Origin of the sequence: Burkholderia humptydooensis, from assembly GCF_001513745.1 — a bacterium.
GTDB classification, from domain to species: Bacteria; Pseudomonadota; Gammaproteobacteria; order Burkholderiales; family Burkholderiaceae; genus Burkholderia; species Burkholderia humptydooensis.
Genome location: NZ_CP013380.1, coordinates 3,541,855 through 3,564,058, shown reverse-complemented (window position 1 = coordinate 3,564,058; position 22,204 = coordinate 3,541,855). Strand labels below are relative to the sequence as shown.

Annotated in this window: 20 protein-coding genes; 14 read left to right on the top strand and 6 right to left on the bottom strand. The window is 68.6% G+C overall.

Annotated elements, in window-relative coordinates:
* The first annotated feature begins 36 nt into the window (after nucleotides 1-36).
* The gene (locus AQ610_RS15875) at nucleotides 37-1,002 is read left to right on the top strand and encodes an alpha/beta hydrolase (protein ID WP_043282010.1); all 966 of its coding nucleotides are present in this window, start codon (nucleotides 37-39) and stop codon (nucleotides 1,000-1,002) included.
* Here the strand turns inward: AQ610_RS15875 and AQ610_RS15870 are convergent.
* The gene (locus AQ610_RS15870) at nucleotides 972-1,928 is read right to left on the bottom strand and encodes an EcsC family protein (RefSeq protein ID WP_006024549.1); all 957 of its coding nucleotides are present in this window, start codon (nucleotides 1,926-1,928) and stop codon (nucleotides 972-974) included. The two genes, AQ610_RS15875 and AQ610_RS15870, sit on opposite strands and share 31 nt — an antisense overlap.
* 106 nt (nucleotides 1,929-2,034) lie before the next feature.
* Here AQ610_RS15870 and AQ610_RS15865 point away from each other — a divergent pair, with 106 nt between their 5' ends.
* Nucleotides 2,035-3,630 carry an MDR family MFS transporter gene (locus AQ610_RS15865; protein ID WP_043282155.1) on the top strand — a complete coding sequence of 532 codons (1,596 nt, stop codon included), beginning with the start codon at nucleotides 2,035-2,037 and terminating at the stop codon, nucleotides 3,628-3,630.
* A 49-nt stretch (nucleotides 3,631-3,679) separates the two neighbouring features.
* Nucleotides 3,680-4,114, top strand: coding sequence for a MarR family winged helix-turn-helix transcriptional regulator (locus AQ610_RS15860; protein ID WP_006024551.1), 435 nt, complete (start codon nucleotides 3,680-3,682; stop codon nucleotides 4,112-4,114).
* Between the two features lie 61 nt (nucleotides 4,115-4,175).
* Here AQ610_RS15860 and AQ610_RS15855 read toward each other — a convergent pair whose 3' ends face one another.
* A complete protein-coding gene (locus tag AQ610_RS15855; protein ID WP_006024552.1) occupies nucleotides 4,176-4,757 on the bottom strand; it encodes a DJ-1/PfpI family protein in 582 nt (193 codons plus the stop codon).
* Between the two features lie 174 nt (nucleotides 4,758-4,931).
* Entirely contained in the window at nucleotides 4,932-6,212 is a 1,281-nt protein-coding gene (locus tag AQ610_RS15850; protein WP_006024553.1) for an amino acid deaminase, read from the bottom strand.
* A 147-nt stretch (nucleotides 6,213-6,359) separates the two neighbouring features.
* Here AQ610_RS15850 and AQ610_RS15845 point away from each other — a divergent pair, with 147 nt between their 5' ends.
* The 3 genes from AQ610_RS15845 to AQ610_RS15835 all read left to right on the top strand — a co-directional run bounded on the left by AQ610_RS15845 (nucleotide 6,360) and on the right by AQ610_RS15835 (nucleotide 9,249).
* A complete protein-coding gene (locus tag AQ610_RS15845; RefSeq protein ID WP_006024554.1) occupies nucleotides 6,360-7,253 on the top strand; it encodes a MurR/RpiR family transcriptional regulator in 894 nt (297 codons plus the stop codon).
* 1 nt (nucleotide 7,254) lies between these two features.
* Nucleotides 7,255-8,736 (top strand): N-acyl-D-amino-acid deacylase family protein, encoded by a 1,482-nt coding sequence (locus AQ610_RS15840; protein WP_006024555.1) that lies wholly within the window; start codon nucleotides 7,255-7,257, stop codon nucleotides 8,734-8,736.
* Between the two features lie 126 nt (nucleotides 8,737-8,862).
* The gene (locus AQ610_RS15835) at nucleotides 8,863-9,249 is read left to right on the top strand and encodes a RidA family protein (RefSeq protein ID WP_004189219.1); all 387 of its coding nucleotides are present in this window, start codon (nucleotides 8,863-8,865) and stop codon (nucleotides 9,247-9,249) included.
* A 27-nt stretch (nucleotides 9,250-9,276) separates the two neighbouring features.
* Here AQ610_RS15835 and queF read toward each other — a convergent pair whose 3' ends face one another.
* From queF to AQ610_RS33805, 3 genes are all read right to left on the bottom strand, one after another.
* A complete protein-coding gene (gene queF, locus AQ610_RS15830) occupies nucleotides 9,277-10,101 on the bottom strand; it encodes an NADPH-dependent 7-cyano-7-deazaguanine reductase QueF (protein ID WP_006024556.1) in 825 nt (274 codons plus the stop codon).
* A 19-nt stretch (nucleotides 10,102-10,120) separates the two neighbouring features.
* Nucleotides 10,121-11,644, bottom strand: a complete 1,524-nt coding sequence (gene ilvA, locus AQ610_RS15825) for a threonine ammonia-lyase, biosynthetic (protein WP_006024557.1) — start codon at nucleotides 11,642-11,644, stop codon at nucleotides 10,121-10,123.
* A 233-nt stretch (nucleotides 11,645-11,877) separates the two neighbouring features.
* Complete coding sequence (locus tag AQ610_RS33805) at nucleotides 11,878-12,180, bottom strand: hypothetical protein (protein WP_009911257.1); 303 nt, start codon at nucleotides 12,178-12,180, stop codon at nucleotides 11,878-11,880.
* Between AQ610_RS33805 and AQ610_RS15820 the strand changes: the two genes are divergently transcribed.
* The 8 genes from AQ610_RS15820 (at nucleotide 12,151) to AQ610_RS15785 (ending at nucleotide 22,136) form a co-directional block, all read left to right on the top strand.
* The gene (locus AQ610_RS15820; RefSeq protein ID WP_006024560.1) at nucleotides 12,151-16,179 is read left to right on the top strand and encodes a DUF3683 domain-containing protein; all 4,029 of its coding nucleotides are present in this window, start codon (nucleotides 12,151-12,153) and stop codon (nucleotides 16,177-16,179) included. The genes AQ610_RS33805 and AQ610_RS15820 overlap by 30 nt on opposite strands.
* A gap of 34 nt (nucleotides 16,180-16,213) precedes the next feature.
* Complete coding sequence (locus AQ610_RS15815; protein ID WP_009911259.1) at nucleotides 16,214-16,657, top strand: HIT family protein; 444 nt, start codon at nucleotides 16,214-16,216, stop codon at nucleotides 16,655-16,657.
* Nucleotides 16,654-17,064, top strand: a complete 411-nt coding sequence (locus tag AQ610_RS15810; RefSeq protein WP_006024562.1) for a gamma-butyrobetaine hydroxylase family protein — start codon at nucleotides 16,654-16,656, stop codon at nucleotides 17,062-17,064. Before AQ610_RS15815 ends, AQ610_RS15810 begins: the two co-directional genes overlap by 4 nt.
* Nucleotides 17,065-17,112: 48 nt before the next feature.
* Nucleotides 17,113-17,844, top strand: a complete 732-nt coding sequence (gene ubiE / locus AQ610_RS15805) for a bifunctional demethylmenaquinone methyltransferase/2-methoxy-6-polyprenyl-1,4-benzoquinol methylase UbiE (RefSeq protein WP_006024563.1) — start codon at nucleotides 17,113-17,115, stop codon at nucleotides 17,842-17,844.
* 42 nt (nucleotides 17,845-17,886) lie between these two features.
* Nucleotides 17,887-18,903 carry a TIM44-like domain-containing protein gene (locus AQ610_RS15800; protein ID WP_006024564.1) on the top strand — a complete coding sequence of 339 codons (1,017 nt, stop codon included), beginning with the start codon at nucleotides 17,887-17,889 and terminating at the stop codon, nucleotides 18,901-18,903.
* A 107-nt stretch (nucleotides 18,904-19,010) separates the two neighbouring features.
* Nucleotides 19,011-19,658 carry a ubiquinone biosynthesis accessory factor UbiJ gene (locus AQ610_RS15795; RefSeq protein WP_006024565.1) on the top strand — a complete coding sequence of 216 codons (648 nt, stop codon included), beginning with the start codon at nucleotides 19,011-19,013 and terminating at the stop codon, nucleotides 19,656-19,658.
* A 12-nt stretch (nucleotides 19,659-19,670) separates the two neighbouring features.
* Complete coding sequence (ubiB, locus tag AQ610_RS15790) at nucleotides 19,671-21,248, top strand: ubiquinone biosynthesis regulatory protein kinase UbiB (RefSeq protein ID WP_006024566.1); 1,578 nt, start codon at nucleotides 19,671-19,673, stop codon at nucleotides 21,246-21,248.
* Nucleotides 21,249-21,398: 150 nt separating this feature from the next.
* A complete protein-coding gene (locus AQ610_RS15785) occupies nucleotides 21,399-22,136 on the top strand; it encodes a methyltransferase domain-containing protein (protein WP_006024568.1) in 738 nt (245 codons plus the stop codon).
* The last annotated feature ends 68 nt before the right edge of the window (nucleotides 22,137-22,204 follow it).

Genomic DNA, 22,204 nt, shown 5'->3' with positions numbered 1-22,204 from the left:
AGTATCGTCACATTCTTCCGGTTGGGAGTGCGTTCGATGAGTTGGCAGAGCAAAGTGGCGTGCTGGCTGCTGCGCCGGCAGTTTCATCCCGAGACGCAGCGTCCCGTGATCGATCCGGCGCGTGCGCGGCGGCTGACGAAGCTGCGGATGCGCGTGCCGCGCCGTCCGCCCGCCGGCTGGCGGCTGCGCGAGCGTTACGGCGCCGGCGACGCGCCGCTGCGCGGCGAATGGCTCGAGCGCGCGGACGCCATGCCGGGCCGCGCGCAGCACAGCCGGATGCTGCTGTATTTCCACGGCGGCGGTTATTACTTCTGCTCGCCGCAGACGCATCGCCCGCTCGTGTTCGCGCTGACGAAGCACGCCGGCGTGCGCTCGTTCTCGCTCGACTATCGGCTCGCGCCCGAGCATCCGTTTCCGGCCGCGCTGAACGACGCGCTCGCCGCGTACCGGCAACTCGTGTCCGCCGGCACGCCGCCGGAGTCGATCGTGTTCGGCGGCGATTCGGCGGGCGGCGGCCTCGCGCTCGCGGCGCTCGTCGCGCTGCGCGACGCGGGCGACCCGCTGCCCGCGGGCGCCGTGCTGTTCTCGCCCTGGACCGATCTCGCCGCGACGGGCGACACGCTGCGCTCGCACGACGGGCTCGACCCGATGTTCGCGGGCGCGGCGCTCGGCCGCGCGGCGCGCCTGTATCTCGGCGACACGCCGGGCACGCATCCGCATGCGTCGCCGCTGTACGCGGATTTCACGGGATTGCCGCCGCTCTTCATCCAGGCGGGCAGCACCGAGGTGCTGCTCGACGATTCGCGGCGCGTCGCCGACAAGGCGCGCGCGGCGGGCGTGCACGTCGAACTGGAGATATGGCCGCAGATGCCGCACGTCTGGCAGATCTATGTGCCGTTCGTGCCCGAATCGGCGCGCGCGCTCGAGCGCGCGGCCGCGTTCGTGCGGCGCATCGCGGTCGAGCGCGCGACTCAGCGCACGGCAGACGCGTCGATCGCCTGATACGCCGCCTTCACGGCCGCCTGCCCGTACTTGCGCTCGAGCCGGCGCACCGCGAAGTGGCCGTGCGCGGCCTGCTGGAAATGGTCGATGAAGAGCGTGTTGACGGTCGCGCCGAGCACGGCGCCGATCGCCGGAATCGATTTCGCGGCGATCTGCTCAGTCACCTGCACCGAGAAGCGCGACGCGATCGACTGCACGAGGCGCAGCAGCGCGGCCGAGCCATGCGTCGCGAAACCCTTCGACGCGATTTCCGACGACGCCTTCGACACCGCCTGCGCGAGCGCGCCGCGCAGCACGAAATAGCCGATGTCGGCGTCTTCCTCCTCCTTGTCGTGCTCCCAGTGTTCCCAGTGCTCGCCCTGCCTCTCGTGCCCGTCGCGCTCGCGCGGCTCGCCGGCCGTCTTGCCGCCCGTCTTGCCCGCGCCCGGCAGCGGGCCGAAGCCGCCGCCCATCCCGAGCACCGCGAGGCATTGCAACTGCGCCTCGGCGCTCGACAGATCCTCGCCCTCGCTGCGCGCGATGTCGCAGATCGACCGGAACATCAGCGTCGTCGTGACGGGCAGCTCGACGGGCAGCGCGAGGAGGCCGAACGCGCCGCCCGCCGCGCCCGTCGTCGCGACGGCGAGCTTGTGCAGCAGGTTGCTCGGCTTGCCCGGCGTCTCGCCCTCGCTCGCGACGCCGCCCGACTTGCCGAGCGTGCGCAGCGCGATGTGCAGGCACTTGCGCAGCGCGAGCTGCGTCGCGTCGTTGATCTTGTCGGTCGCGAAGCCGGGCAGCTTGCCGATCATCTTCTCGACCGGCGCGCCGACGACGCTCGTCAGCTTGATCGTCAGCGACGGGCTTTCGAGCGCGAGCTTCGCGCGCCGCAGCGTGTCGAGATCCGCGGCCGACAGCGTCGGCCCGGCAACGATTGTGAGCGGTTCCATTTGACTCCTTCGCGGCGCGCGCATCGCATGGGGGCGCCGGCTAGATTACCTGATGCATGATAAAATTTTCGATTCGTTGACGCATCAAAAGTTGCACGAACAAAAGATGGCTGTCCATACCGCCGCCCACCATTCGAGCGGGCAAGTCCTTCCGTTTCGCGAATCGTTGCTCGCAATGCTCGGCATTTCCTTCGTCACGATGCTCGTCGCGCTCGACCAGACCGTCGTCGGCACCGCGCTGCCGACGATCGTCGCCGAGCTGCGCGGCTTCGACCTGTACGCGTGGGTCGCGACGTCGTATCTGCTCGCGTCGGTGATCACCGTGCCGATCTTCGGGCGGCTCGGCGATTACTACGGGCGCAAGCCGTTCGTGATCGCATCGCTCGCCGTGTTCACGGGCGCATCGGTGCTGTGCGGGATGGCGCACGACATGCTGTCGCTCGTGCTCGCGCGCGCGCTGCAGGGCGTCGGCGGCGGGATGCTCGTCGGCACCGCGTTCGCGTGCATTCCGGACCTCTTTCCCGATTCGGTCGTGCGGCTGCGCTGGCAGGTGCTGATGAGCTCGGCGTTCGGGATCGCGAACGCGGTCGGGCCGTCGCTCGGCGGCGTGCTGACGCAGCACTACGGCTGGCGCGCGGTGTTCTACGTGAACCTGCCGGTCGGCCTGCTGTCGCTCCTCTTCGTCTGGCGCTATCTGCCGCACCTGCGGCATGTCGAGCACACGGCCAGGATGCGGCTCGACTGGCCGGGCGCGCTCCTCATCGCGGCGACGCTCGGCGCGATGCAGTTGTTCGTCGAATGGCTGCCGAAGTACGGCATCGGCGGCTGGCCGACGCTCCTGCTCGTCGTCGCGCTCGCGGGCGGCGCCGCGCTGTGGCGCTGGGAGAAGCGCTGCGCGCAGCCGATTCTGCCGTTCGACATGTTCTCGAACCGCGCGCTGTCCGCGCTCTTCATTCTCGCGATCCTCGCCGGTTTCGCGATGTTCTCGCTGCTCTTCTACGCGCCGCTGCTGTTCCAGGGCGGCTTCGGGATGTCGCCGCAGCAGGCGGGCGTCGTCATCACGCCGCTCGTCGTGTTCATCACGATCGGCAGCATCATGAACGGCCGCGTGATCACGCGCATCCGCCGCCCGAACGCGATGCTGTACGCGGGCTTCCTGCTGTTCGCGATTGCGTGCGCGGGCGTCGTCGCGTCGACGCATGCGACGCCCGGCTGGGCGCTGATGGCGCTGATGGTTGCGGGCGGCGTGGGCCTCGGCTTCGTGCTGCCGAACCTGACCGTGTTCGCGCAGCAGACGGCGGGCCGCGAGCATCTCGGGATCGCGACCGCGCTGCTGCAGTCGCTGCGGATGGTGGGCGGGATGGTCGGCACGGCGCTCACCGGCACGCTCGTCAACCAGCTCTACGCGAGCGGCGTGCGCGACGCGCTCGCCGCGGACGGCGCGCTGCGCTGGCAGGCGCGCCTCGCCGATCCGCAGGTGCTGATCGACCGCGCCGCGCAGTCGCGCGTGGTGGACGAACTCGTGCGCGCCGGGCATCATGGCGCCCATTTGCTCGAAGCGGCGCGCGAATCGCTCGTCGGCGCGATCCATATCGGCATCGCGGTCGGCGCGCTCGTCGCGCTCGCGGCGGTGTGGCAAAGCCGCCGCGTGCCGCCCGTCGAGCTGCGCCGCAAGCTCGAGCCGACCGTCGTCGCCGAATGAGCGGGCGCTTCGTTACCTCATTCACGCCTACCGGAGCCGAAGTCAGCGCATGGAAGAACAGGACCGCATCGCGATCTTGCAGCAGTTCGGACGCACGTACCGCGCGTTCATGTCCGCGTTCGAGGCGCACGTCGGCCAGCCGCTGCCGCGCTGGCGCATCATGGTCGCGCTCGAGCAGCACGGCGGCGCGTCGTCGCAGAAGCGGCTCGTCGAGCTGCTGCGCGTCGATCCGGGTGCGCTCACACGCCAGTTGAAGACGCTCGAGACGCTCGGCTGGATCGAGCGCGAAGCCGATGCGCGCGACAATCGCGTGACGAACGTGAAGCTCACGCAGGCCGGGCGCGCGGCGTTCGAGGCGTGCCTGCCGCGCCGCAACGCGTTCCTGCACGATACGATGGCGTCGCTGCCGGACGACGTGCTCAATGCGCTGTCCGGCGCGTTGACGATGCTGGAGGCGCGCGTCGCCGAAGCCGGCGCGAAGTGAGCGCGAAGCGAAGGAGCGCGGGCCGCGCGCGGCGACATGCCGCCGCCGCGCGTGCCGGCCCTCAGAGCTCGATGCGGGTGCCGAGCAGCGCGAGGAATTGCGACAGCCACGCGGGATGCGCGGGCCACGCGGGCGCGGTGACGAACGGCGCGTCGGTGACGGCCGCGTCGACCGGAATGTCCGCATACTCGCCGCCCGCGAGCCGCACTTCCGGCGCGCACGCCGGGTAGGCCGAGATCCGCTTGCCGCGGATCACGTCGGCCGCCGCGAGCAACTGCGCGGCGTGACAAATTGCCGCAATCGGCTTCTTCGCTTCGGCGAACGCGCGCACGAGCGCGATCACTTTCGGGTCGAGCCGCAGATACTCGGGCGCGCGGCCGCCCGCGACCGCGAGCGCGTCGTAGCCCGTCGCGTCGACGTCGTCGAACGTCGCGTTCAGCGTGAACTGGTGGCCGGGCTTTTCCGTGTAGGTCTGGTCGCCTTCGAAATCGTGGATCGCCGTCTTCACCTTGTCGCCCGCGCGCTTGCCGGGGCATACCGCGTCGACGTGATGGCCGACCGCGAGGAGCGCCTGGAACGGCACCATCGTCTCGTAGTCTTCGGCGAAATCGCCCGTCAGAAACAGAATCTTCTTTGCTGCCATGACCTTCTCCTGTTGAACGACATCGGATGATCCAGGACGAACGGGCAGTGTACTCCGGGCTGCCGGGCTGCTGATGACGGGTGCGTGAAGCGGGTGTGACGGAGGGCGCGGCCGCGTCGCGCGGGCGGTCGGCCGCTCGTGCGCCCGACCGCCCGCGCCGCCTGAGCGCCGACGTCAGAAGTACGTCTCGATCACCTCGGTCACGCGGTACTGCGGATCGACGACGAGCAACTGCCGCCACTTGTCGAACGTGAGGCACGGGTGCGAGATGTCGAACGACACCATGTCGCCGACCTTCAGGTCCGCGCCCGCCGGGATCTTCAGGTACGCGTGCTGGTCCATCAGGCCGGTCACTTCCCAGCCTTCGCCCGGCGCGATGTCGCGCGGCAGGCCGCCCGCGCCCGGGCGGAAGTGGCGCGCCGGCTCCGGCAGGCCCGCGTCGAACGCGGAATCGCGCTTGCCGAGCGCGACGATCGCGCGCTCGGGCTCCGGGATCGACTGCACGTACGCCCACAACTGCAGCGCCGGCAGCAGGCCTTCGCCCATTTTTTGCGCGATCGGGTTGCGTGCGAAGATGTCGGTCTGCGCTTTCTTGTAGATGCCGATGTCGTGCGTCAGATAGCAGCCGGGGCGCAGCACGACGTCGATCACGCCGGCCGCGGCCGCCTGCGCGAATTCGTCGGCGACGACGTCGTACCACGCGGAGCCCGCGCCCGACAGCAGCGCCGGCGCGTGCGCGAAGCGGCTGGCCGAGGCGAGCTCATGCACGAGCTCGACCGCGCGCCGCAGGAACGCGCGGATCTCGCCTTCCTCCTTCAGCACGCCTTCGTACAGCTCGATGCCGGCGAGCTTCAGCACGCCCGCGTGGCGCGCGAGCGCGGCGAGCACCGCGTCGCGCTGCGCGTCGTCGCGCACGCCGGTGCGCCCGCCCGGCACGCCGAGCTCGAGCAGCACGTTGAGCGGCTTGCCCGCGGCGCCGAAGAAGCGCCCGAGCTGCTCGACGCCGTCGACCGAATCGACAAGGCAGAAAAACTCGAAATCGGGGTCGGTCAAGAGCTCGGCGATCATCGCCATGTTGTGCCGGCCGACGAGCTGGTTCGCGAGCAGCACGCGCCGCACGCCGCCGTGGTACGCGGCGCGCGTCTGATGCGCGGTCGCGAGCGTGATGCCCCACGCGCCCGTCTCGAGCTGGCGGCGGAACAACTGCGGCGCCATCGTCGTCTTGCCGTGCGGCGCGAGCTTCACGCCGTATTCGGCGACGAACGCCTGCATCCACTTCAGGTTGTGCTCGATCCGGTCCGCGTACAGCACGGCGGCGGGCAGGCTCACGTCCTCGGCGAGCAGGTTCCATTCGAGGCGGCCCGCGTCCGACAGCGGCACGCTCGCGCTCGGCACGTTGCCGAGACCCTTGCCGAAGGGATCGATCGTCGCTTCCTGATAGTTTGTAACTTTCATCTTATCTCGCTCCATCGTCCATATGTATCGATGCGAAGTTGACTTCGCGATAGTACAGAAAGTAGCATCGCCTCGGTAATGTTATTTATTAACGCGACGGTTCGCACCGGCCGTCACCCTCAACCGATCTCAACCGATCGCCGCCTCATGACGCCGTCCGCCGAGCAGCCCGCCTTCGACATCGTCGCCCGGATCGCCGAGTGCGCGCCCGAGTTGCGCGATGCCGAGCGCAAGGTCGCGGCGCTGATCCTCGGCGATCTGACGCAGGCCGCGCACGCGAGCATCGGCGCGCTCGCCGCGCAAGCAGGCGTAAGCGTCGCCACCGTCACGCGCTTCGCGAAGGCGGTCGGCTGCCGCGACGTGCGCGAGCTCAAGCTGCGGCTCGCGCAGGCGGCCGCGGTCGGCCAGCGCTTTCTGACCCCGGCCGCGGCCGATGCTCGGCGCGACGAGACGCCCGTTTCGCGCGTGTACGAAGACGTGCAGGTGGCGCTCGAGCACAACCACCGGTTGCTGCGCCAGACGTCGTTCGACGCGCCCGCCGCCGCGCTCGCCACGGCGAACATGATCTACGTGTACGGGCAGGGCGGCGGCTCGACCGCGCTCGCCGACGAATTGCGCTTTCGCCTCGTGCGCTTCGGCCGGCCGGTCGCGACCTACCAGGACGCGCTGCTGCAGCGGATGGTCGCGGCCACCGCGGCGCCCGGCTGCGTCGTCGTCGCGCTGTCGGTGTCGGGGCGCGTCCCCGAGCAGCTCGAAAGCTGCGCGCTCGCGAAGCGCTACGGCGCGACGCTCGTCGCGCTCACCGCGCCCGCGTCGCCGCTCGCGCAGCTCGCCGATCACCTGATTCCCGTCGTCGCGTTCGAAACCGATTTCATCTTCAAGCCGTCGACGTCGCGCTACGCGATGCTGATGGCGCTCGACGTGCTCGTCACCGAAGTCGCGCTGCGCCTGGGCGACGACTGCCGCGAGCCGCTGCGCCGGATGAAGCACGCGCTCGACCTGCACCGCGGCGGCGGCGACCGCCAACCGTTAGGAGACTGACATGCACTCGCATCCCGAAGCGGCCGATACGCTGATCGTCGGCGCGCAGTTGTACGACGGCACGGGCGCGCCGCGCGTCGAGCGCGATGTCGCGATTCGCGGCGACCGGATCGTCGCGATCGGCAACCTGACGAACTGGCTCGCGGAGCAGGTGGTCGAGGCGAACGGCCGCGCGCTCGCGCCGGGCTTCGTCGACGTGCACACGCACGACGACACGCACGTGATCGACGCGCCGCAGATGCTGCCGAAGATCTCGCAGGGCGTGACGACGGTGATCGTCGGCAACTGCGGAATCAGCGCGTCGCCCGTCGCGCTGAATGGCGACCCGCCCGATCCGATGAACCTGCTCGGCGCGCGCGCGGCGTTCCGCTATCCGACGTTCGCCGCCTACGTCGACGCGCTCGGCGCGGCGAAGCCGGCCGTCAACGTGGCGGCGCTCGTCGGCCATACCGCGCTGCGCAACAACCAGATGGACCGGCTCGACCGCGCGGCGACCGACGCCGAAATCGCCGCGATGCGCGCGCAGCTCGAAGAAGCGCTCGCGCACGGCGCGCTCGGCCTGAGCTCGGGGCTCGCGTACGGCTCGGCGTTCGCCGCGCCGGCCGAAGAAGTGATGGCGCTCGCCGAGCCGCTCGCGAACGCGGGCGCCGTCTACACGACGCACATGCGCACCGAGTTCGACGCGATCCTCGACGCGATGGACGAGGCATACCGCGTCGGCCGGCACGCGCGCGTGCCCGTCGTGATCTCGCATCTGAAGTGCGCGGGGCCGGCGAACTGGGGGCGCAGCGCCGACGTGCTCGCGTCGCTCGAACGCGCGCGGCGCATCCAGCCCGTCGGCTGCGACTGCTATCCGTACAGCCGCAGCTCGTCGACGCTCGACATCAAGCAGGCGACGGGCGACATCGACATCACGATCACGTGGTCCGACCCGCATCCGGAAATGGCGGGCAAGCTGCTGAAGGCGATCGCGGCGGAGTGGGGCGTGCCCGAGCGGGACGCGGCCCGCCGGCTGCAGCCGGCGGGCGCCGTGTATCACAACATGTCGGAGGACGACGTGCGGCGAATCCTGTCGCATCCGGCGACGATGGTGGGCTCCGACGGCCTGCCGAACGATCCGCTGCCGCATCCGCGCCTCTGGGGCGCATTCCCGCGCGTGCTCGGCTACTACGCGCGCGACGAGCAACTGATTTCGCTCGAAGAGGCGGTGCGCAAGATGACGTCGCTGTCCGCGCGGCGCTTCGGGCTCGCGCAGCGCGGCGAAGTGCGGGTCGGCTATCACGCGGACCTCGTGCTGTTCGATGCGGACCGCGTGCGCGATGCGGCGACGTTCGAGCAGCCGCAGCAGCCGGCGCACGGGATCGAGGCCGTGTGGGTGAACGGCGTGCTGTCGTATTGCGACGGCGCGCCGACGGGCGAGCGCGCGGGCCGCTTCGTCGCGCGCGGCGCGCGGGCCGCGGCGACGGCGCACGACGCGTTCTGAGCGGGCTCGTCGATCGACGGATTCGGCGCGCGCGGTCGATTCGGCGCGCGAGCGTGACCAAACGTCGCGCGTCGCCCGCATCGCGCGGGCGGCGCGTGTTGGCAAACGAAACGAAGGAGTGAAACGATGAAGCGATATGGCGTGGGCGAAGCGAAGGGCACGGGCGGCCAGGTGATGCCGTTCGCGCGCGCGGTCGAGGCGGACGGGTGGCTGTACGTGTCCGGCCAGACGCCGATGGTGAACGGCGAGGTCGTCGAGGGCGGGATCGTCACGCAATCGAAGCAGGCGATCGAGAACGTGATCGCGATCCTGAAGGAAGCCGGCTACGGCCTCGAGCACGTCGTGCGCTGCGGCGTGTGGCTCGACGACGCGCGCGATTTCGCGTCGTTCAACAAGGTCTTCATCTCGTACTTCGGCGAGCATCCGCCCGCGCGCGCGTGCGTGCAGTCGAGCATGGTGATCGACTGCAAGGTCGAGGTCGACTGCATCGCGTACAAGGCGCCGGCGAAGTGATGCGGCGCGCGGCGGGCGCCGTCTGCGTCACTGCCGCGCGGTGCGCGCGTTGTCCGGCATCGGCTGGTTGTAGTTCGTGCGGAACGGATTGATGTCGAGCCCGCCGCGGCGCGTGTAGCGCGCGTAGACGGCCAGCTTCACCGGCTTGCACGCGCGCAGGATGTCGACGAAGATCCGCTCGACGCATTGCTCGTGAAAGCCTGTGTGGTTGCGAAACGAGATGATGTAGCGCAACAGGCCCGCGTGATCGATCGGCGCGCCGACGTAGTGGATCTGCACGCTGCCCCAGTCGGGCTGGCCCGTCACCGGGCAGTTCGACTTCAGCAGATCGGTGACGAGCGTTTCCTCGACGGGCGCTTCGTCGTGCGATGCGGTGAGGAACGACGGATCGGGCTCGTAGACGTCGGCTTCGAGATCGAGGCGGTCGAGCGACAGCCCGTCGAGCTCGTCCATCTGCAGCTTGCGGAATTCGGCGGGCGTCGCGAGCCGCACGGTCACGCTCGCGCCGCACGCGGCCGACACGTCGCGCTTGAGCGCGTCGCGCACCGCGTCGAGCGATTCGAACGCGGTCTGCGCAAACGAGCCGAGATACAGCTTGAACGACTTCGATTCGACGATATTCGGCGATTCGGCCGGCACGTAGAACGTCGCGATCGCGACTTGCGGCTTGCCGCGCGCATTGAGCCACGACAGCTCGTATGCGTTCCAGATGTCGGTGCCGAAGAACGGCAACTGCGCGCCGATGCCGATCTGCTCTCTCGCGCGCGCGCGCGGAATCGGAAACAGCAGCGACGCGTCGTACTGGTTCGAGTAGACGGTCGCCTTGCCGAGCGGGGAGTGGTCGGGGTTCATATCGTATGGAATGGACGGATTACGACAGGAAGAGACGATACGCCGGGTTGCCGCTTTCTTCCCAGAACGGGTAGCCGAGCGCCGCGAGGAAGCGGTCGAATTCCGCGTGGTCCGCCTGCGGCACCTGCAGGCCGACGAGGATCGAGCTATAGTCGGCGCCCTGGTTCCGGTAATGGAACAGGCTGATGTTCCAGTCGGGTGCCATCGACGACAGGAACTTCATCAGCGCGCCCGGCCGCTCCGGGAATTCGAAGCGGAACAGCCGCTCGTCGTGCGCGAGCGGCGAGCGGCCGCCCACCATGTAGCGGATGTGCTGCTTCGACAGCTCGTCGCCCGACAGATCGACGGTCGTGAAGCCGTGCGCGGCGAAGTTGCGCGCGATCTCGTCCGTTTCGTCGCGCCGCCGGATCTGCACGCCGACGAAGATGTGCGCCGATCGCGCATCGGCGATCCGGTAGTTGAACTCGGTCACGTTGCGCTCGCCGACGAGCGAGCAGAAGCGCCTGAAGCTGCCGCGCTCCTCGGGGATCGTCACCGCGAACACGGCCTCGCGCGCCTCGCCCACCTCGGCGCGCTCGGCGACGAAGCGCATCCGGTCGAAGTTCATGTTCGCGCCGGACGTGATCGCGACGAGCGTCTCGCCCTCGATCCCCTTGCGCTCCGCATACTGCTTCGCGCCCGCGACCGCGAGCGAGCCCGCCGGCTCGAGCACGCTGCGCGTATCCTGGAACACGTCCTTGATCGCCGCGCAGAGCGCGTCGGTGTCGACGGTCACGACGTCGTCGAGATACGCGGCGCAGAGGCGAAACGTCTCCTCGCCGACGAGCTTGACCGCGGTGCCGTCGGAGAAGAGCCCGACCTCGGCGAGCTCGACGCGCTTGCCCGCCGCGAGCGATTGCTTCATCGCGCACGAATCGTCGGTCTGCACGCCGATCACCTTGATCTCGGGGCGCACCGCCTTCACGTACGCGGCGACGCCCGCCGCGAGCCCGCCGCCGCCGATCGGCACGAAGATCGCGTGGATCGGCCCCTGATGCTGGCGCAGGATTTCCATCGCGACCGTGCCCTGGCCCGCGATCACGTAAGGATCGTCGAACGGATGGACGAACGTGAGGTCGCGCTCGGCCTGCACCTTCACCGCGTGCGCGTACGCGTCGCTGTACGATTCGCCCGCCTGGATCACCTCGACGGTCGGCCCGCCGTGCGCGCGCACCGCGTCGACCTTGACCTGCGGCGTCGTCACCGGCACGACGATCACCGCCTTCACGTTCATTCGCGCGGCCGAGAACGCGACGCCCTGCGCGTGGTTGCCCGCCGATGCGGTGATCACGCCGCGCGCGAGCGCGCCGGCCGGGATGTGCGCCATCTTGTTGTACGCGCCGCGCAGCTTGAACGAGAACACCGGCTGGTTGTCCTCGCGCTTCAGGTAGACGGCGTTGTTGAGCCGCGCGGAGAGGTTGCGCGCGCGTTCGAGCTCGGTTTCGAGCGCGACGTCGTACACCCGGGCGGTCAGGATTTTCTTCAGATAATCGTGGGAAGCCATGAGAGGGTGCGAAAAGCGTGGATGCGGCAGAAAAAAGGCAATGATAGCGCCAACCCTCGCTGTTTCGGCCTCGACCGAACGGCTAGCGGCCGGCCGGACGGCGAATCGGGCGCGCGCGGCGCGCCGTCGGCGGACTGAAAGACCGGCGCGCCGCGCTGCGCGATCCGTCGCAAATGCCCGCCGCTCGGGGGCGCCGGCTGGTTCGACGCGCCATTCGACTGCCGCGCCAACGATTAACGCGTTCGTCCAACCTGAGTTAGAATTTCGTTTTGAATCAAGGATCGGAAGATGCAAAGGCAGTCTCGGATCGTCCTTTTGAAGCCGTCGCCGCGCGCAGCGTGTCCCGCGGCGCAACGGCACGCGCGCTGCGCGCGATCGTGGTGACGGTACCGAGCGCCGCCAGGCCTCCGCGCGCCTGGTAACAGAAGATTTCCCCAAAATCGCGCGCCACGCGCTTGCCGGTTTCGCGCCTCTTCGTCGCGCGCCGGCCTCCGAATCGTCCGAACATGAACGCACCGCAAGTTTTCGATCCGCACGGCGCGGCAGCCGCCGTCGCCGCCGACCCCGCTCCGCGCCTGCGCGAAATTCCCTACAACTACACGTCGTTCTCCGATCGCGAGATCGTGATCCGCCTGCTCGGCGGCGAAGCGTGGGCCGCGCTCGACGAGCTGCGCGCCGAGCGCCGCACGGGCCGCTCGGCGCGGATGCTGTACGAGGTGCTGGGCGACGTCTGGGTGGTGCGGCGCAATCCGTATCTGCAGGACGACCTGCTCGACAATCCGAAGCGGCGCGCGCTGCTCGTCGAGGCGCTGAACCACCGGCTGTCCGAGATCGAGAAGCGCCGCCGCGCGGACTTGTCCGAGCACGGCGACACGGCGGGCCGCGAACGCGCCGCGCGCGTCGAGATGCTCGCCGCGGCCGCGCAGCGCGCGGTCGACGAGTTCGCGCAGGAGTTCGAAAAGATGGCGGAGCTGCGCCGCCGAGCGACGAAGGTGCTCGGCCGCTGCACGCAAAGGGACAACATCCGTTTCGACGGCCTCGCGCGCGTGTCGCACGTGACGGACGCGACCGACTGGCGCGTCGAATATCCGTTCGTCGTGCTGACGCCCGATGCCGAGGCGGAAATCGCGAGCCTCGTGAAGGCGTGCTTCGAGCTCGGCCTGACCGTGATTCCGCGCGGCGGCGGCACGGGCTACACGGGCGGCGCGGTGCCGCTCACGCCGTTCTCGGCCGTCATCAACACCGAGAAGCTCGAGCAACTGGGCGCCGTCGAGCTGACCGAGCTGCCGGGCGTCGCGCACAAGGTGCCGACGATCTTCTCCGGCGCGGGCGTCGTCACGCGCCGCGTGACCGAGGCGGCCGAGGCGGCGGGCTACGTGTTCGCGGTCGATCCGACGTCGCTCGACGCATCGTGCATCGGCGGCAACATCGCGATGAACGCGGGCGGCAAGAAGGCGGTGCTCTGGGGCACCGCGCTCGACAACCTCGCATGGTGGCGGATGGTCGATCCGGAAGGGAACTGGCTCGAAGTCACGCGCGTCGAGCACAACCTCGGCAAGATCCACGACATCCCCGTCGCGCGCTTCGAGCTCAAGTGGTTCGACGGTGCGCGCGCGCCGGGCGAGAAGCTGCTGCGCGCCGAGACGCTCGACATCGAAGGCCGGCGCTTCCGCAAGGAAGGCCTCGGCAAGGACGTGACGGACAAGTTCCTCGCGGGCCTGCCGGGCGTGCAGAAGGAAGGCTGCGACGGCCTCATCACGTCCGCGCGCTGGGTGCTGCACAAGATGCCCGCGCACACGCGCACCGTCTGCCTCGAATTCTTCGGCCAGGCGCGCGAGGCGATTCCGAGCATCGTCGAGATCAAGGATTACCTGTTCGAGACGTCGAAGCGCGGCGGCGCGATCCTCGCGGGCCTCGAGCACCTCGACGAACGCTATCTGCGCGCGGTCGGCTACGCGACGAAGAGCAAGCGCCAGGCGTTCCCGAAGATGGTGCTGATCGGCGACATCGTCGGCGACGACGCCGACGCGGTCGCGCATGCAACGTCCGAAGTCGTGCGGATGGCCAACGGCAAGAGCGGCGAAGGCTTCGTCGCCGTCAGCGCGGAGGCGCGCAAGCGCTTCTGGCTCGACCGCAGCCGCACCGCCGCGATCGCGAAGCACACGAACGCGTTCAAGATCAACGAGGACGTCGTCATCCCGCTGAACCGGATGGGCGAGTACACGGATGGCATCGAGCGGATCAACATCGAGCTGTCGATCAAGAACAAGCTGCAGCTCGTCGACGCGCTCGAGGCGTTCTTCACCGCGGGCAACCTGCCGCTCGGCAAGAGCGACGACGCGAGCGAGATTCCGAGCGCCGAGCTGCTCGAGGACCGCGTGCAGCAGGCGCTCGACTTGCTCAAGCGCGTGCGCGCGCGCTGGGAATTCCTGCGCGAGAAGCTCGACATGCCGCTGCGCGAGGCGCAGCACTATCTCGTCACGCTCGGCTACGAGGCGCTCGCGGAAAAGTTCGCGGATCGCGTCGACGCGCAGCCGGACGCGGCCGTCTTCCACGTGACGCAGGACCGCACGGTGCGCGTGTCGTGGAAGCAGGAGATCCGCGCGGAGCTGCGGCAGATCTTCAACGGCGGCGCGTTCAAGCCGATCCTCGACGAGGCGCAGGCGATCCACAAGCAGGTGCTGCGCGGCCGCGTGTTCGTCGCGCTGCACATGCACGCGGGCGACGGCAACGTTCACACGAATATCCCGGTGAACTCCGACAACTACGCGATGCTGCAGGACGCGCACGCGGCGGTGGCGCGGATCATGAGGCTCGCGCGCTCGCTCGACGGCGTGATCTCCGGCGAGCACGGGATCGGCATTACGAAGCTCGAGTTCCTGACCGACGACGAGATCGCCGAATTCCGCGCATACAAGCAGCGCGTCGATCCGCAGGGCCGCTTCAACAAGGGCAAGCTGCTCGAAGGCGCGGATCTGCGCAACGCGTACACGCCGAGCTTCGGCCTGATGGGCTACGAATCGCTCATCATGCAGCAGTCCGACATCGGCGCGATCGCCGAATCGGTGAAGGACTGCCTGCGCTGCGGCAAGTGCAAGCCGGTGTGCGCGACGCACGTGCCGCGCGCGAACCTGCTGTACAGCCCGCGCAACAAGATCCTCGCGACGTCGCTGCTCGTCGAGGCGTTCCTGTACGAGGAGCAGACGCGCCGCGGCGTGTCGATCAAGCACTGGGACGAATTCAACGACGTCGCCGATCATTGCACCGTCTGCCACAAGTGCGCGACGCCGTGCCCCGTCAAGATCGACTTCGGCGACGTGACGATGAACATGCGCAACCTGCTGCGCAAGATGGGCAAGAAGAAGTTCAACCCGGGCAGCGCGGCCGGCATGTTCTTCCTGAACGCGACGAACCCGCAGACGATCAACGCGACGCGCGCGGTGATGATGGGCCTGGGCTACAAGGCGCAGCGCCTCGCGAACGACGTGCTGAAGAAGGTCGCGCAGAAGCAGACCGCGCACCCGCCGTCGACCACCGGCAAGCGGCCCGCAGTCGAGCAGGTGATCCACTTCGTCAACAAGAAGATGCCGGGCAACCTGCCGAAGAAGACGGCGCGCGCGCTGCTCGACATCGAGGACAACAAGATCGTGCCGATCATCCGCAATCCGAAGACGACGACCGTCGATTCGGAGGCGGTGTTCTACTTCCCCGGCTGCGGCTCCGAGCGGCTGTTCTCGCAGGTCGGGCTCGCGACGCAGGCGATGCTGTGGGAGGCGGGCGTGCAGACCGTGCTGCCGCCTGGCTACCTCTGCTGCGGCTATCCGCAGCGCGGCTCGGGCCAGTACGACAAGGCCGAAAAGATCGTCACCGACAACCGCGTGCTGTTCCATCGGGTCGCGAACACGCTGAACTACCTCGACATCAAGACGGTGGTCGTGTCGTGCGGCACCTGCTACGACCAGCTCGCCGGCTACGAATTCGACAAGATCTTCCCAGGCTGCCGGATCATCGACATCCACGAGTTCCTGCTCGAAAAGGGAATGAGGCTCGACGGCGTGACGGGCACGCGCTACATGTATCACGATCCATGCCACACGCCGATCAAGACGATGGACCCGGTCAAGCTCGTCAACGAGCTGATGGGCGCGCAGCACGACGGCTACCGGATCGAGAAGAACGATCGCTGCTGCGGCGAATCGGGCACGCTTGCCGTCGCGCGCCCGGACGTGTCGACGCAGGTCCGCTTCCGAAAGGAGGAGGAGATCAAGAAGGGCGTCGCCAAATTGCGTAACATTCCGGTGGTGTCGGGCAACGGCGCGAATGGCGCGAACGTCGCGGCCGCGGGCGCGTCCGACGTGAAGATCCTGACGAGCTGCCCGGCGTGCCTGCAGGGCCTGTCGCGCTACAACGAGGACGCGGACATCGAGGCCGACTACATCGTCGTCGAGATCGCGCGTCACATGCTCGGCGAAAACTGGATGACCGACTACGTCGCGCGCGCGAACAACGGCGGGATCGAGCGCGTGCTGGTGTAAGGTGACGAACGTTCCACCAGTGAAGGAATTGACGATGGATTGCGTATTCTGCCGCGAAGACGGCGGCGAAGTGCTCTGGAAGGACGATGCGGTGCGCGTCGTCCTCGCGACGACCGAGACCGATTACCCGGGCTTCTGCCGGGTGATCTGGCACGCGCACGTCGCCGAGTTTTCCGATCTCGACGAGGCCGGGCGCGCGCATCTGATGCGGATCGTCTATGCGGTCGAGAAGGCGGTGCGGCGCGTGATGCAGCCGGCGAAGGTGAATCTCGCGAGCCTCGGCAACCAGGTGCCGCACGTGCACTGGCACGTGATTCCGCGCTTCTCGAACGACGCGCACTTCCCGCAGCCGATCTGGGCGCCGCGCCAGCGGTCGGTGTCCGACGCGCTGCTGCGGCTGCGCGCCGCGCAGGCGACGCTCCTGCACAACGCCGTGCACGAGGAAATCGAGCAGGCGGTGAACGGGGGGCGGGCATGAGCGGGCAGGCGGCGGCGCCCGTGCCGTCCGGCGTCGTCGTGCACGCGGTGTCGCGCGTGCTCGAGCTGCAGTATCCGAGCGGCGAGTGCTTTCGCGTGCCGTTCGAGCTGATGCGCGTGTATTCGCCGTCGGCCGAGGTGCGCGGCCACGGTCCGGGCCAGGAGACGCTGCAGACGGGCAAGCGCGACGTGACGATCACCGCCCTCGAGCCGGTGGGCAACTACGCGCTCAAGCCGACGTTCTCCGACGGCCATTCGACGGGTATCTACTCGTGGGAGCTGCTGTACGAACTCGCGACCCGGCAGGACGCGCTCTGGCGCGAATATTTCGACAAATTGAAGGCGGCGGGCGTCGAGCGAGACGCGCCGATGCCGGCGGACTCGCTACCGCGAGGCCACCACCACTGAACGACGGCGCCGGGCGGCGCCGTTTGCCATTGATAGAGGATCAACGCGATGAGCAAAACCCACTTCGGCTTCGAGACCGTCGAGGAAAACGAAAAAGCGAAGAAGGTCGCGGGGGTGTTTCACTCGGTTGCGAGCAACTACGATCTGATGAACGACCTGATGTCGGCGGGCCTGCATCGCGCGTGGAAGGCGTTCACGATCGCGCAGGCGAACGTGCGCCCGGGCGGCAAGGTGCTCGACATCGCGGCCGGCACGGGCGATCTGACGAAGGCGTTCGCGAAGGCCGCCGGGCCGACGGGCGAGGTCTGGCATACCGACATCAACGAATCGATGCTGCGCGTCGGCCGCGACCGCCTGCTCGACAAGGGCGTCGTCACGCCGTCGCTGCTCTGCGACGCCGAGAAACTGCCGTTCCCGGATAACTACTTTGACGTCGTCACGGTCGCGTTCGGCCTGCGCAACATGACGCACAAGGATTCGGCGCTCGCCGAGATGCGCCGCGTCGCGAAGCCGGGCGGCCGCGTGATGGTGCTCGAATTCTCGAAAGTCTGGGCGCCGCTGAAGAAAGCGTACGACGTCTATTCTTTCAAAGTATTACCGTGGCTTGGCGACAAGTTCGCGAAAGATGCCGACAGTTACCGGTATCTTGCTGAATCTATCCGGATGCACCCGGATCAGGAGACGCTGAAGACGATGATGGAACAAGCGGGCCTCGATGCCGTCAAATATTACAATTTGTCAGGTGGCGTGGTAGCTTTACACGTGGGAACCAAGTATTAAGGGGTTCCATCCATACATTTTACTTTCAGCTTGGAGGCCGGGATGTTCGTATCGCGTTCGTCGTTCAACCGCAGCAAAGGGCCGAAGTCGTTGGCGCGACGAATCGGCACGTTCTTGATGGTCGGTCTTCTCGCCGCCGGCACGTTCGCGTCGCTCGACGCCGAAGCGAAGCGCATGGGCGGCGGCCGCAGCTTCGGCCGCCAGTCGCAGACGCTGCAGCAGCGCCAGGCGACGCCGCCCGCGCAGCAGCCGATGCAGCAGGCCGCGCCCACGCAGGCGCCGCGCCAGCAGCCGGCGCCCGCCGCGCAGCCGAACCGCTCGCGCTGGCTCGGCCCGATCGCCGGTCTCGCGGCCGGCCTCGGCATCGCGGCGCTGCTGTCGCACCTCGGTCTCGGCGGCGCGTTCGCCAGCATGATGGCGAACGTCATCGTGATCGCGCTCCTTGCGATGGTCGGCATCTGGCTTGTCCGCAAGTTCATGAACCGGCGCGGCGCGCAGCAGCCGGCCTACGCGGGCGGTCAGCCGTCGCTGAACCACGGCCATGACGGCTACCGCCAGGACGCGGGCGTTCAGCGCCAGGCGGCGCAGAACGACGCGTTCCCGGGCTCGGGCAGCGCGTACGCAGGCGAAGCGCAGCGCGTGTTCGGCGGCGCGGCCGCGGCGGCGGCGGCTGCCGCGCCCGCGGTGCCGGCGGGCTTCGACACCGAAGCGTTCCTGCGCAACGCGAAGGTCTATTTCGTGCGCCTGCAGGCCGCGTGGGACGAGGGCAACCTCGCCGACATCCGCGAGTTCACGACGCCCGAGATGTTCGCCGAAGTGAAGATCGACCTCGACGGCCGCGGCGCGGGCGCGAACCAGACGGACGTCGTGCAGCTCGACGCCGAGCTGCTCGCGGTGGAGGATCGCGGCGACGAGCACTTCGCGAGCGTGCGTTTCCACGGCCTGATCCGCGAGACGCAGGGCGCGGCGGCCGAGCCGTTCAACGAGGTGTGGAATCTGTCGAAGGCGGGCAGCCAGGGTTGGCTCCTCGCGGGCATTCAGCAGGTGAGCGCGCACTGACGGAAGTCGTGCCGCGCGTTGCGCCTCGCGAGGTCGCGCCCGAACCGACGTTACAATAGAAGCCCGCGCCGGCGCCCTGCCTGCGCGGGCTTTTCATTGCCACCCAGATGACCTTTGCCGCCAAGCCTTTTGCAGCCGCCGTCAATCACCTGCTCGCCCGCGAATCCTGGGCGCGCGATCGTCTGATTCCCTATGCCGGCAAGACCGCCCGGCTCGAAGTCCCGCCCGTGACGCTCGTGCTGCTCGTGCAGCCGGACGGCTATCTCGCCGCCGTCGAGGCGCACGACGCGCGCCAGTTCGACGTGTCGATCGCGCTGTCGAGCAGCGCCGGCGGCGGTGCGTTCGACGCGGTGGCCGCGTTCCTGCAAGGGGGGCAGGCGGCCGTGATGAAGCACGTGAAGATCGACGGCGACGCGGAGTTCGCGACGCAGATCGCGAAGCTCGCCGAGCACCTGCGCTGGGAGCCGGAGGAGGATCTCGCGAAGATCGTCGGCGACGCGGCCGCGTACCGGATCGCGACGGTCGCCCGTTCGGCGGGCGCGCATGCGCGCCGCACGGGCCGCAACGTACTTGATTCGATCGCCGAATACTGGCTCGACGAGAACCCGCAGGTCGTGCGCACGAGCGAGCTCGCCGATTTCGACGCCGAGCTCGCGCGGGCTCGCGACGCGCTAGCGCGCGTCGAGAAGCGGATCGAACGACTGGAGCAAAAAATCGACGCGCGCGCGGGCGGCAGCTCGCGACGCGCGCATTGAGGGCCGGAAGGCATGCGCATTTTCCGTTTCGTCAAAATCGTCTTTACCGTCATCCGCTTCGGCCTCGACGAGGTGATGCTGTCACGCATCGAGAACCCTCGCGTGAAGTTCCTGCTGCGCATCACGACGATCGGCCGGCGCTTCGCCGATCCGCCCGCGGTGCGGCTGCGCCGCGCGCTCGAGAGCCTCGGGCCGATCTTCGTGAAGTTCGGCCAGGTGCTGTCGACGCGGCGCGATCTGCTGCCCGTCGATTTCGCGAACGAGCTCGCGAAGCTGCAGGATCAGGTGCCGCCGTTCGATTCGGCCGTCGCGATCGCGATCGTCGAGAAGTCGCTCGGCGCGCGCATCGACGCGCTGTTCGACGAGTTCGAGCGCGAGCCCGTTGCGAGCGCATCGATCGCGCAGGTGCACTTCGCCAAGCTCAAGCAGGGCGAGCACAAGGGCAGGGCGGTCGCGGTCAAGGTGCTGCGGCCGAACATGCTGCCCGTCATCGATTCCGATCTCGCGCTGATGCGCGACATCGCGACCTGGGCCGAGCGCCTGTGGGCGGACGGCCGGCGGCTCAAGCCGCGCGAGGTCGTCGCCGAATTCGACAAGTACCTGCACGACGAGCTCGACCTGATGCGCGAGGCGGCGAACGGCAGCCAGTTGCGCCGCAACTTCGCGGGGCTCGATCTGCTGCTCGTGCCGGAAATGTTCTGGGATTACTCGACGCCCGCCGTGCTCGTGATGGAGCGGATGACGGGCGTGCCGATCAGCCAGGTCGACACGCTGCGCGCGGCGGGCGTCGACATTCCGAAGCTCGCGCGCGAGGGCGTCGAGATCTTCTTCACGCAAGTGTTCCGCGACGGCTTCTTCCACGCGGACATGCATCCCGGCAACATCCAGGTGAGCCTCGATCCGAAGCACTTCGGGCGCTACATCGCGCTCGACTTCGGGATCGTCGGCGCGCTGTCGGATTTCGACAAGAACTACCTCGCGCAGAACTTCCTCGCGTTCTTCAAGCGCGACTATCACCGCGTCGCGACGCTGCACCTCGAATCCGGCTGGGTGCCGCCCGATACGCGCGTCGAGGAGCTCGAAAGCGCGATCCGCGCGGTCTGCGAGCCGTACTTCGATCGCGCGCTGAAGGACATCTCGCTCGGCCAGGTGCTGATGCGGCTGTTCTCGACGTCGCGCCGCTTCAACGTCGAGATCCAGCCGCAACTCGTGCTCCTGCAGAAGACGATGCTGAACGTCGAAGGGCTCGGCCGTTCGCTCGATCCGGAGCTCGATCTGTGGAAGACCGCGAAGCCGTACCTCGAGCGCTGGATGACCGAGCAGATTGGGCTGCGCGGCTGGTACGAGCGCTTCAAGGTCGAGGCGCCGCAATGGAGCAAGACGCTGCCGCAATTGCCGCGCCTCGTGCATCAGGCGCTCGTCTCGCACCATGAGACGCCGCGCGCGATCAGCGACGATCTGATCCGGCAGATTCTCGTCGAGCAGCGGCGGACCAACCGGCTGCTGCAGGCGCTGCTCGTGTTCGGGATCGCGGTCGGCGCGGGCGCGGTGATCGCGCGGGTGCTGATCATCGTCGCGTATGGTGGCTGAGGTTGCGGCTGAAGTCGCGGTTGAAGCAGCGGGGGAGATCGCGGCGGAGCGCGCGACGCGGGCCGCCGGAACGCGGACGCCGCCGATGAGCGGCGCGCGGCGAGCGGGCGAAGAGCGAATGAAGGACGAATTGCGAGGCGAAGCGACGGCATGACGAGCGAAGCGAACAAACGTGATGCGGCCGGACACGCGGCGGGCGATGCGCAATCGGCGCAACCTGCGCAACCGGCAAATCCGCCGTCCGCGGCCGCGCAGGCCGCGATGGCACCGTCTTCCGTGGCGCCTGCCCCGTCCGCCGCGAATTTCGCGTCGCGCGATCCGGGCGAAGCGTCGTTCTGGGACGAGCGCTTCGAGCAGGGCGTGACGCCGTGGGACAGCGCGCGCGTGCCGGAAGCGTTCGCCGCGTTCGCCGCACGGCATCCGCGGTGCCCGGTGCTGATTCCCGGCTGCGGCAGCGCGTACGAGGCGCGTTGGCTCTCGCGCGCTGGCTGGCCCGTGCGCGCGATCGACTTTTCCGCGCAGGCGGTCGCGGCCGCGCGCCGCGAATTGGGCGAAGACGCCGCGCTCGTCGAGCAGGCCGATTTCTTCGCATACGCGCCGCCGTTCGTCCCGCAATGGATCTATGAGCGCGCGTTCCTGTGCGCGATTCCGAGGAGCCGCCGCGCCGATTACGCGCGGCGCATGGCCGAGCTGCTGCCGGCGGGCGGCTTCCTCGCCGGCTTCTTCTTCGTCGGCGCGACGCCGAAGGGGCCGCCGTTCGGAATCGAGCGCGCGGAGCTCGACGCGCTCCTTTCGCCGAATTTCGCGCTCGTCGAGGACGAGCCCGCCGCCGATTCGCTGCCGGTATTCGCCGGACGCGAGCGCTGGCTCGCGTGGCGCCGCTCGTAGCGGTGCGCCCGCGCGGACCGGGGAAGGCGTCCGCCTTTCGGCTATAATTCAAGGCTTTGCAAGCCTTT

Bases quoted from the DNA above. Each gene is read 5' to 3' on its own strand.
- AQ610_RS15835 (WP_004189219.1), top strand. From the start codon at position 8,863: ATGAAGCGATATGGCGTGGGCGAAGCGAAGGGCACGGGCGGCCAGGTG.
- AQ610_RS15815 (WP_009911259.1), top strand. From the start codon at position 16,214: ATGGATTGCGTATTCTGCCGCGAAGACGGCGGCGAAGTGCTCTGGAAG.
- AQ610_RS15820 (WP_006024560.1), top strand. From the start codon at position 12,151: ATGAACGCACCGCAAGTTTTCGATCCGCACGGCGCGGCAGCCGCCGTC.
- AQ610_RS15800 (WP_006024564.1), top strand. From the start codon at position 17,887: ATGTTCGTATCGCGTTCGTCGTTCAACCGCAGCAAAGGGCCGAAGTCG.
- AQ610_RS15875 (WP_043282010.1), top strand. From the start codon at position 37: ATGAGTTGGCAGAGCAAAGTGGCGTGCTGGCTGCTGCGCCGGCAGTTT.
- ubiE (WP_006024563.1), top strand. From the start codon at position 17,113: ATGAGCAAAACCCACTTCGGCTTCGAGACCGTCGAGGAAAACGAAAAA.
- queF (WP_006024556.1), bottom strand. From the start codon at position 10,101: ATGAACCCCGACCACTCCCCGCTCGGCAAGGCGACCGTCTACTCGAAC.
- AQ610_RS15855 (WP_006024552.1), bottom strand. From the start codon at position 4,757: ATGGCAGCAAAGAAGATTCTGTTTCTGACGGGCGATTTCGCCGAAGAC.
- AQ610_RS15850 (WP_006024553.1), bottom strand. From the start codon at position 6,212: ATGAAAGTTACAAACTATCAGGAAGCGACGATCGATCCCTTCGGCAAG.
- AQ610_RS15840 (WP_006024555.1), top strand. From the start codon at position 7,255: ATGCACTCGCATCCCGAAGCGGCCGATACGCTGATCGTCGGCGCGCAG.
- AQ610_RS15865 (WP_043282155.1), top strand. From the start codon at position 2,035: ATGGCTGTCCATACCGCCGCCCACCATTCGAGCGGGCAAGTCCTTCCG.
- AQ610_RS15810 (WP_006024562.1), top strand. From the start codon at position 16,654: ATGAGCGGGCAGGCGGCGGCGCCCGTGCCGTCCGGCGTCGTCGTGCAC.
- AQ610_RS15785 (WP_006024568.1), top strand. From the start codon at position 21,399: ATGACGAGCGAAGCGAACAAACGTGATGCGGCCGGACACGCGGCGGGC.
- AQ610_RS15845 (WP_006024554.1), top strand. From the start codon at position 6,360: ATGACGCCGTCCGCCGAGCAGCCCGCCTTCGACATCGTCGCCCGGATC.
- ilvA (WP_006024557.1), bottom strand. From the start codon at position 11,644: ATGGCTTCCCACGATTATCTGAAGAAAATCCTGACCGCCCGGGTGTAC.
- AQ610_RS15860 (WP_006024551.1), top strand. From the start codon at position 3,680: ATGGAAGAACAGGACCGCATCGCGATCTTGCAGCAGTTCGGACGCACG.
- AQ610_RS15795 (WP_006024565.1), top strand. From the start codon at position 19,011: ATGACCTTTGCCGCCAAGCCTTTTGCAGCCGCCGTCAATCACCTGCTC.
- ubiB (WP_006024566.1), top strand. From the start codon at position 19,671: ATGCGCATTTTCCGTTTCGTCAAAATCGTCTTTACCGTCATCCGCTTC.
- AQ610_RS15870 (WP_006024549.1), bottom strand. From the start codon at position 1,928: ATGGAACCGCTCACAATCGTTGCCGGGCCGACGCTGTCGGCCGCGGAT.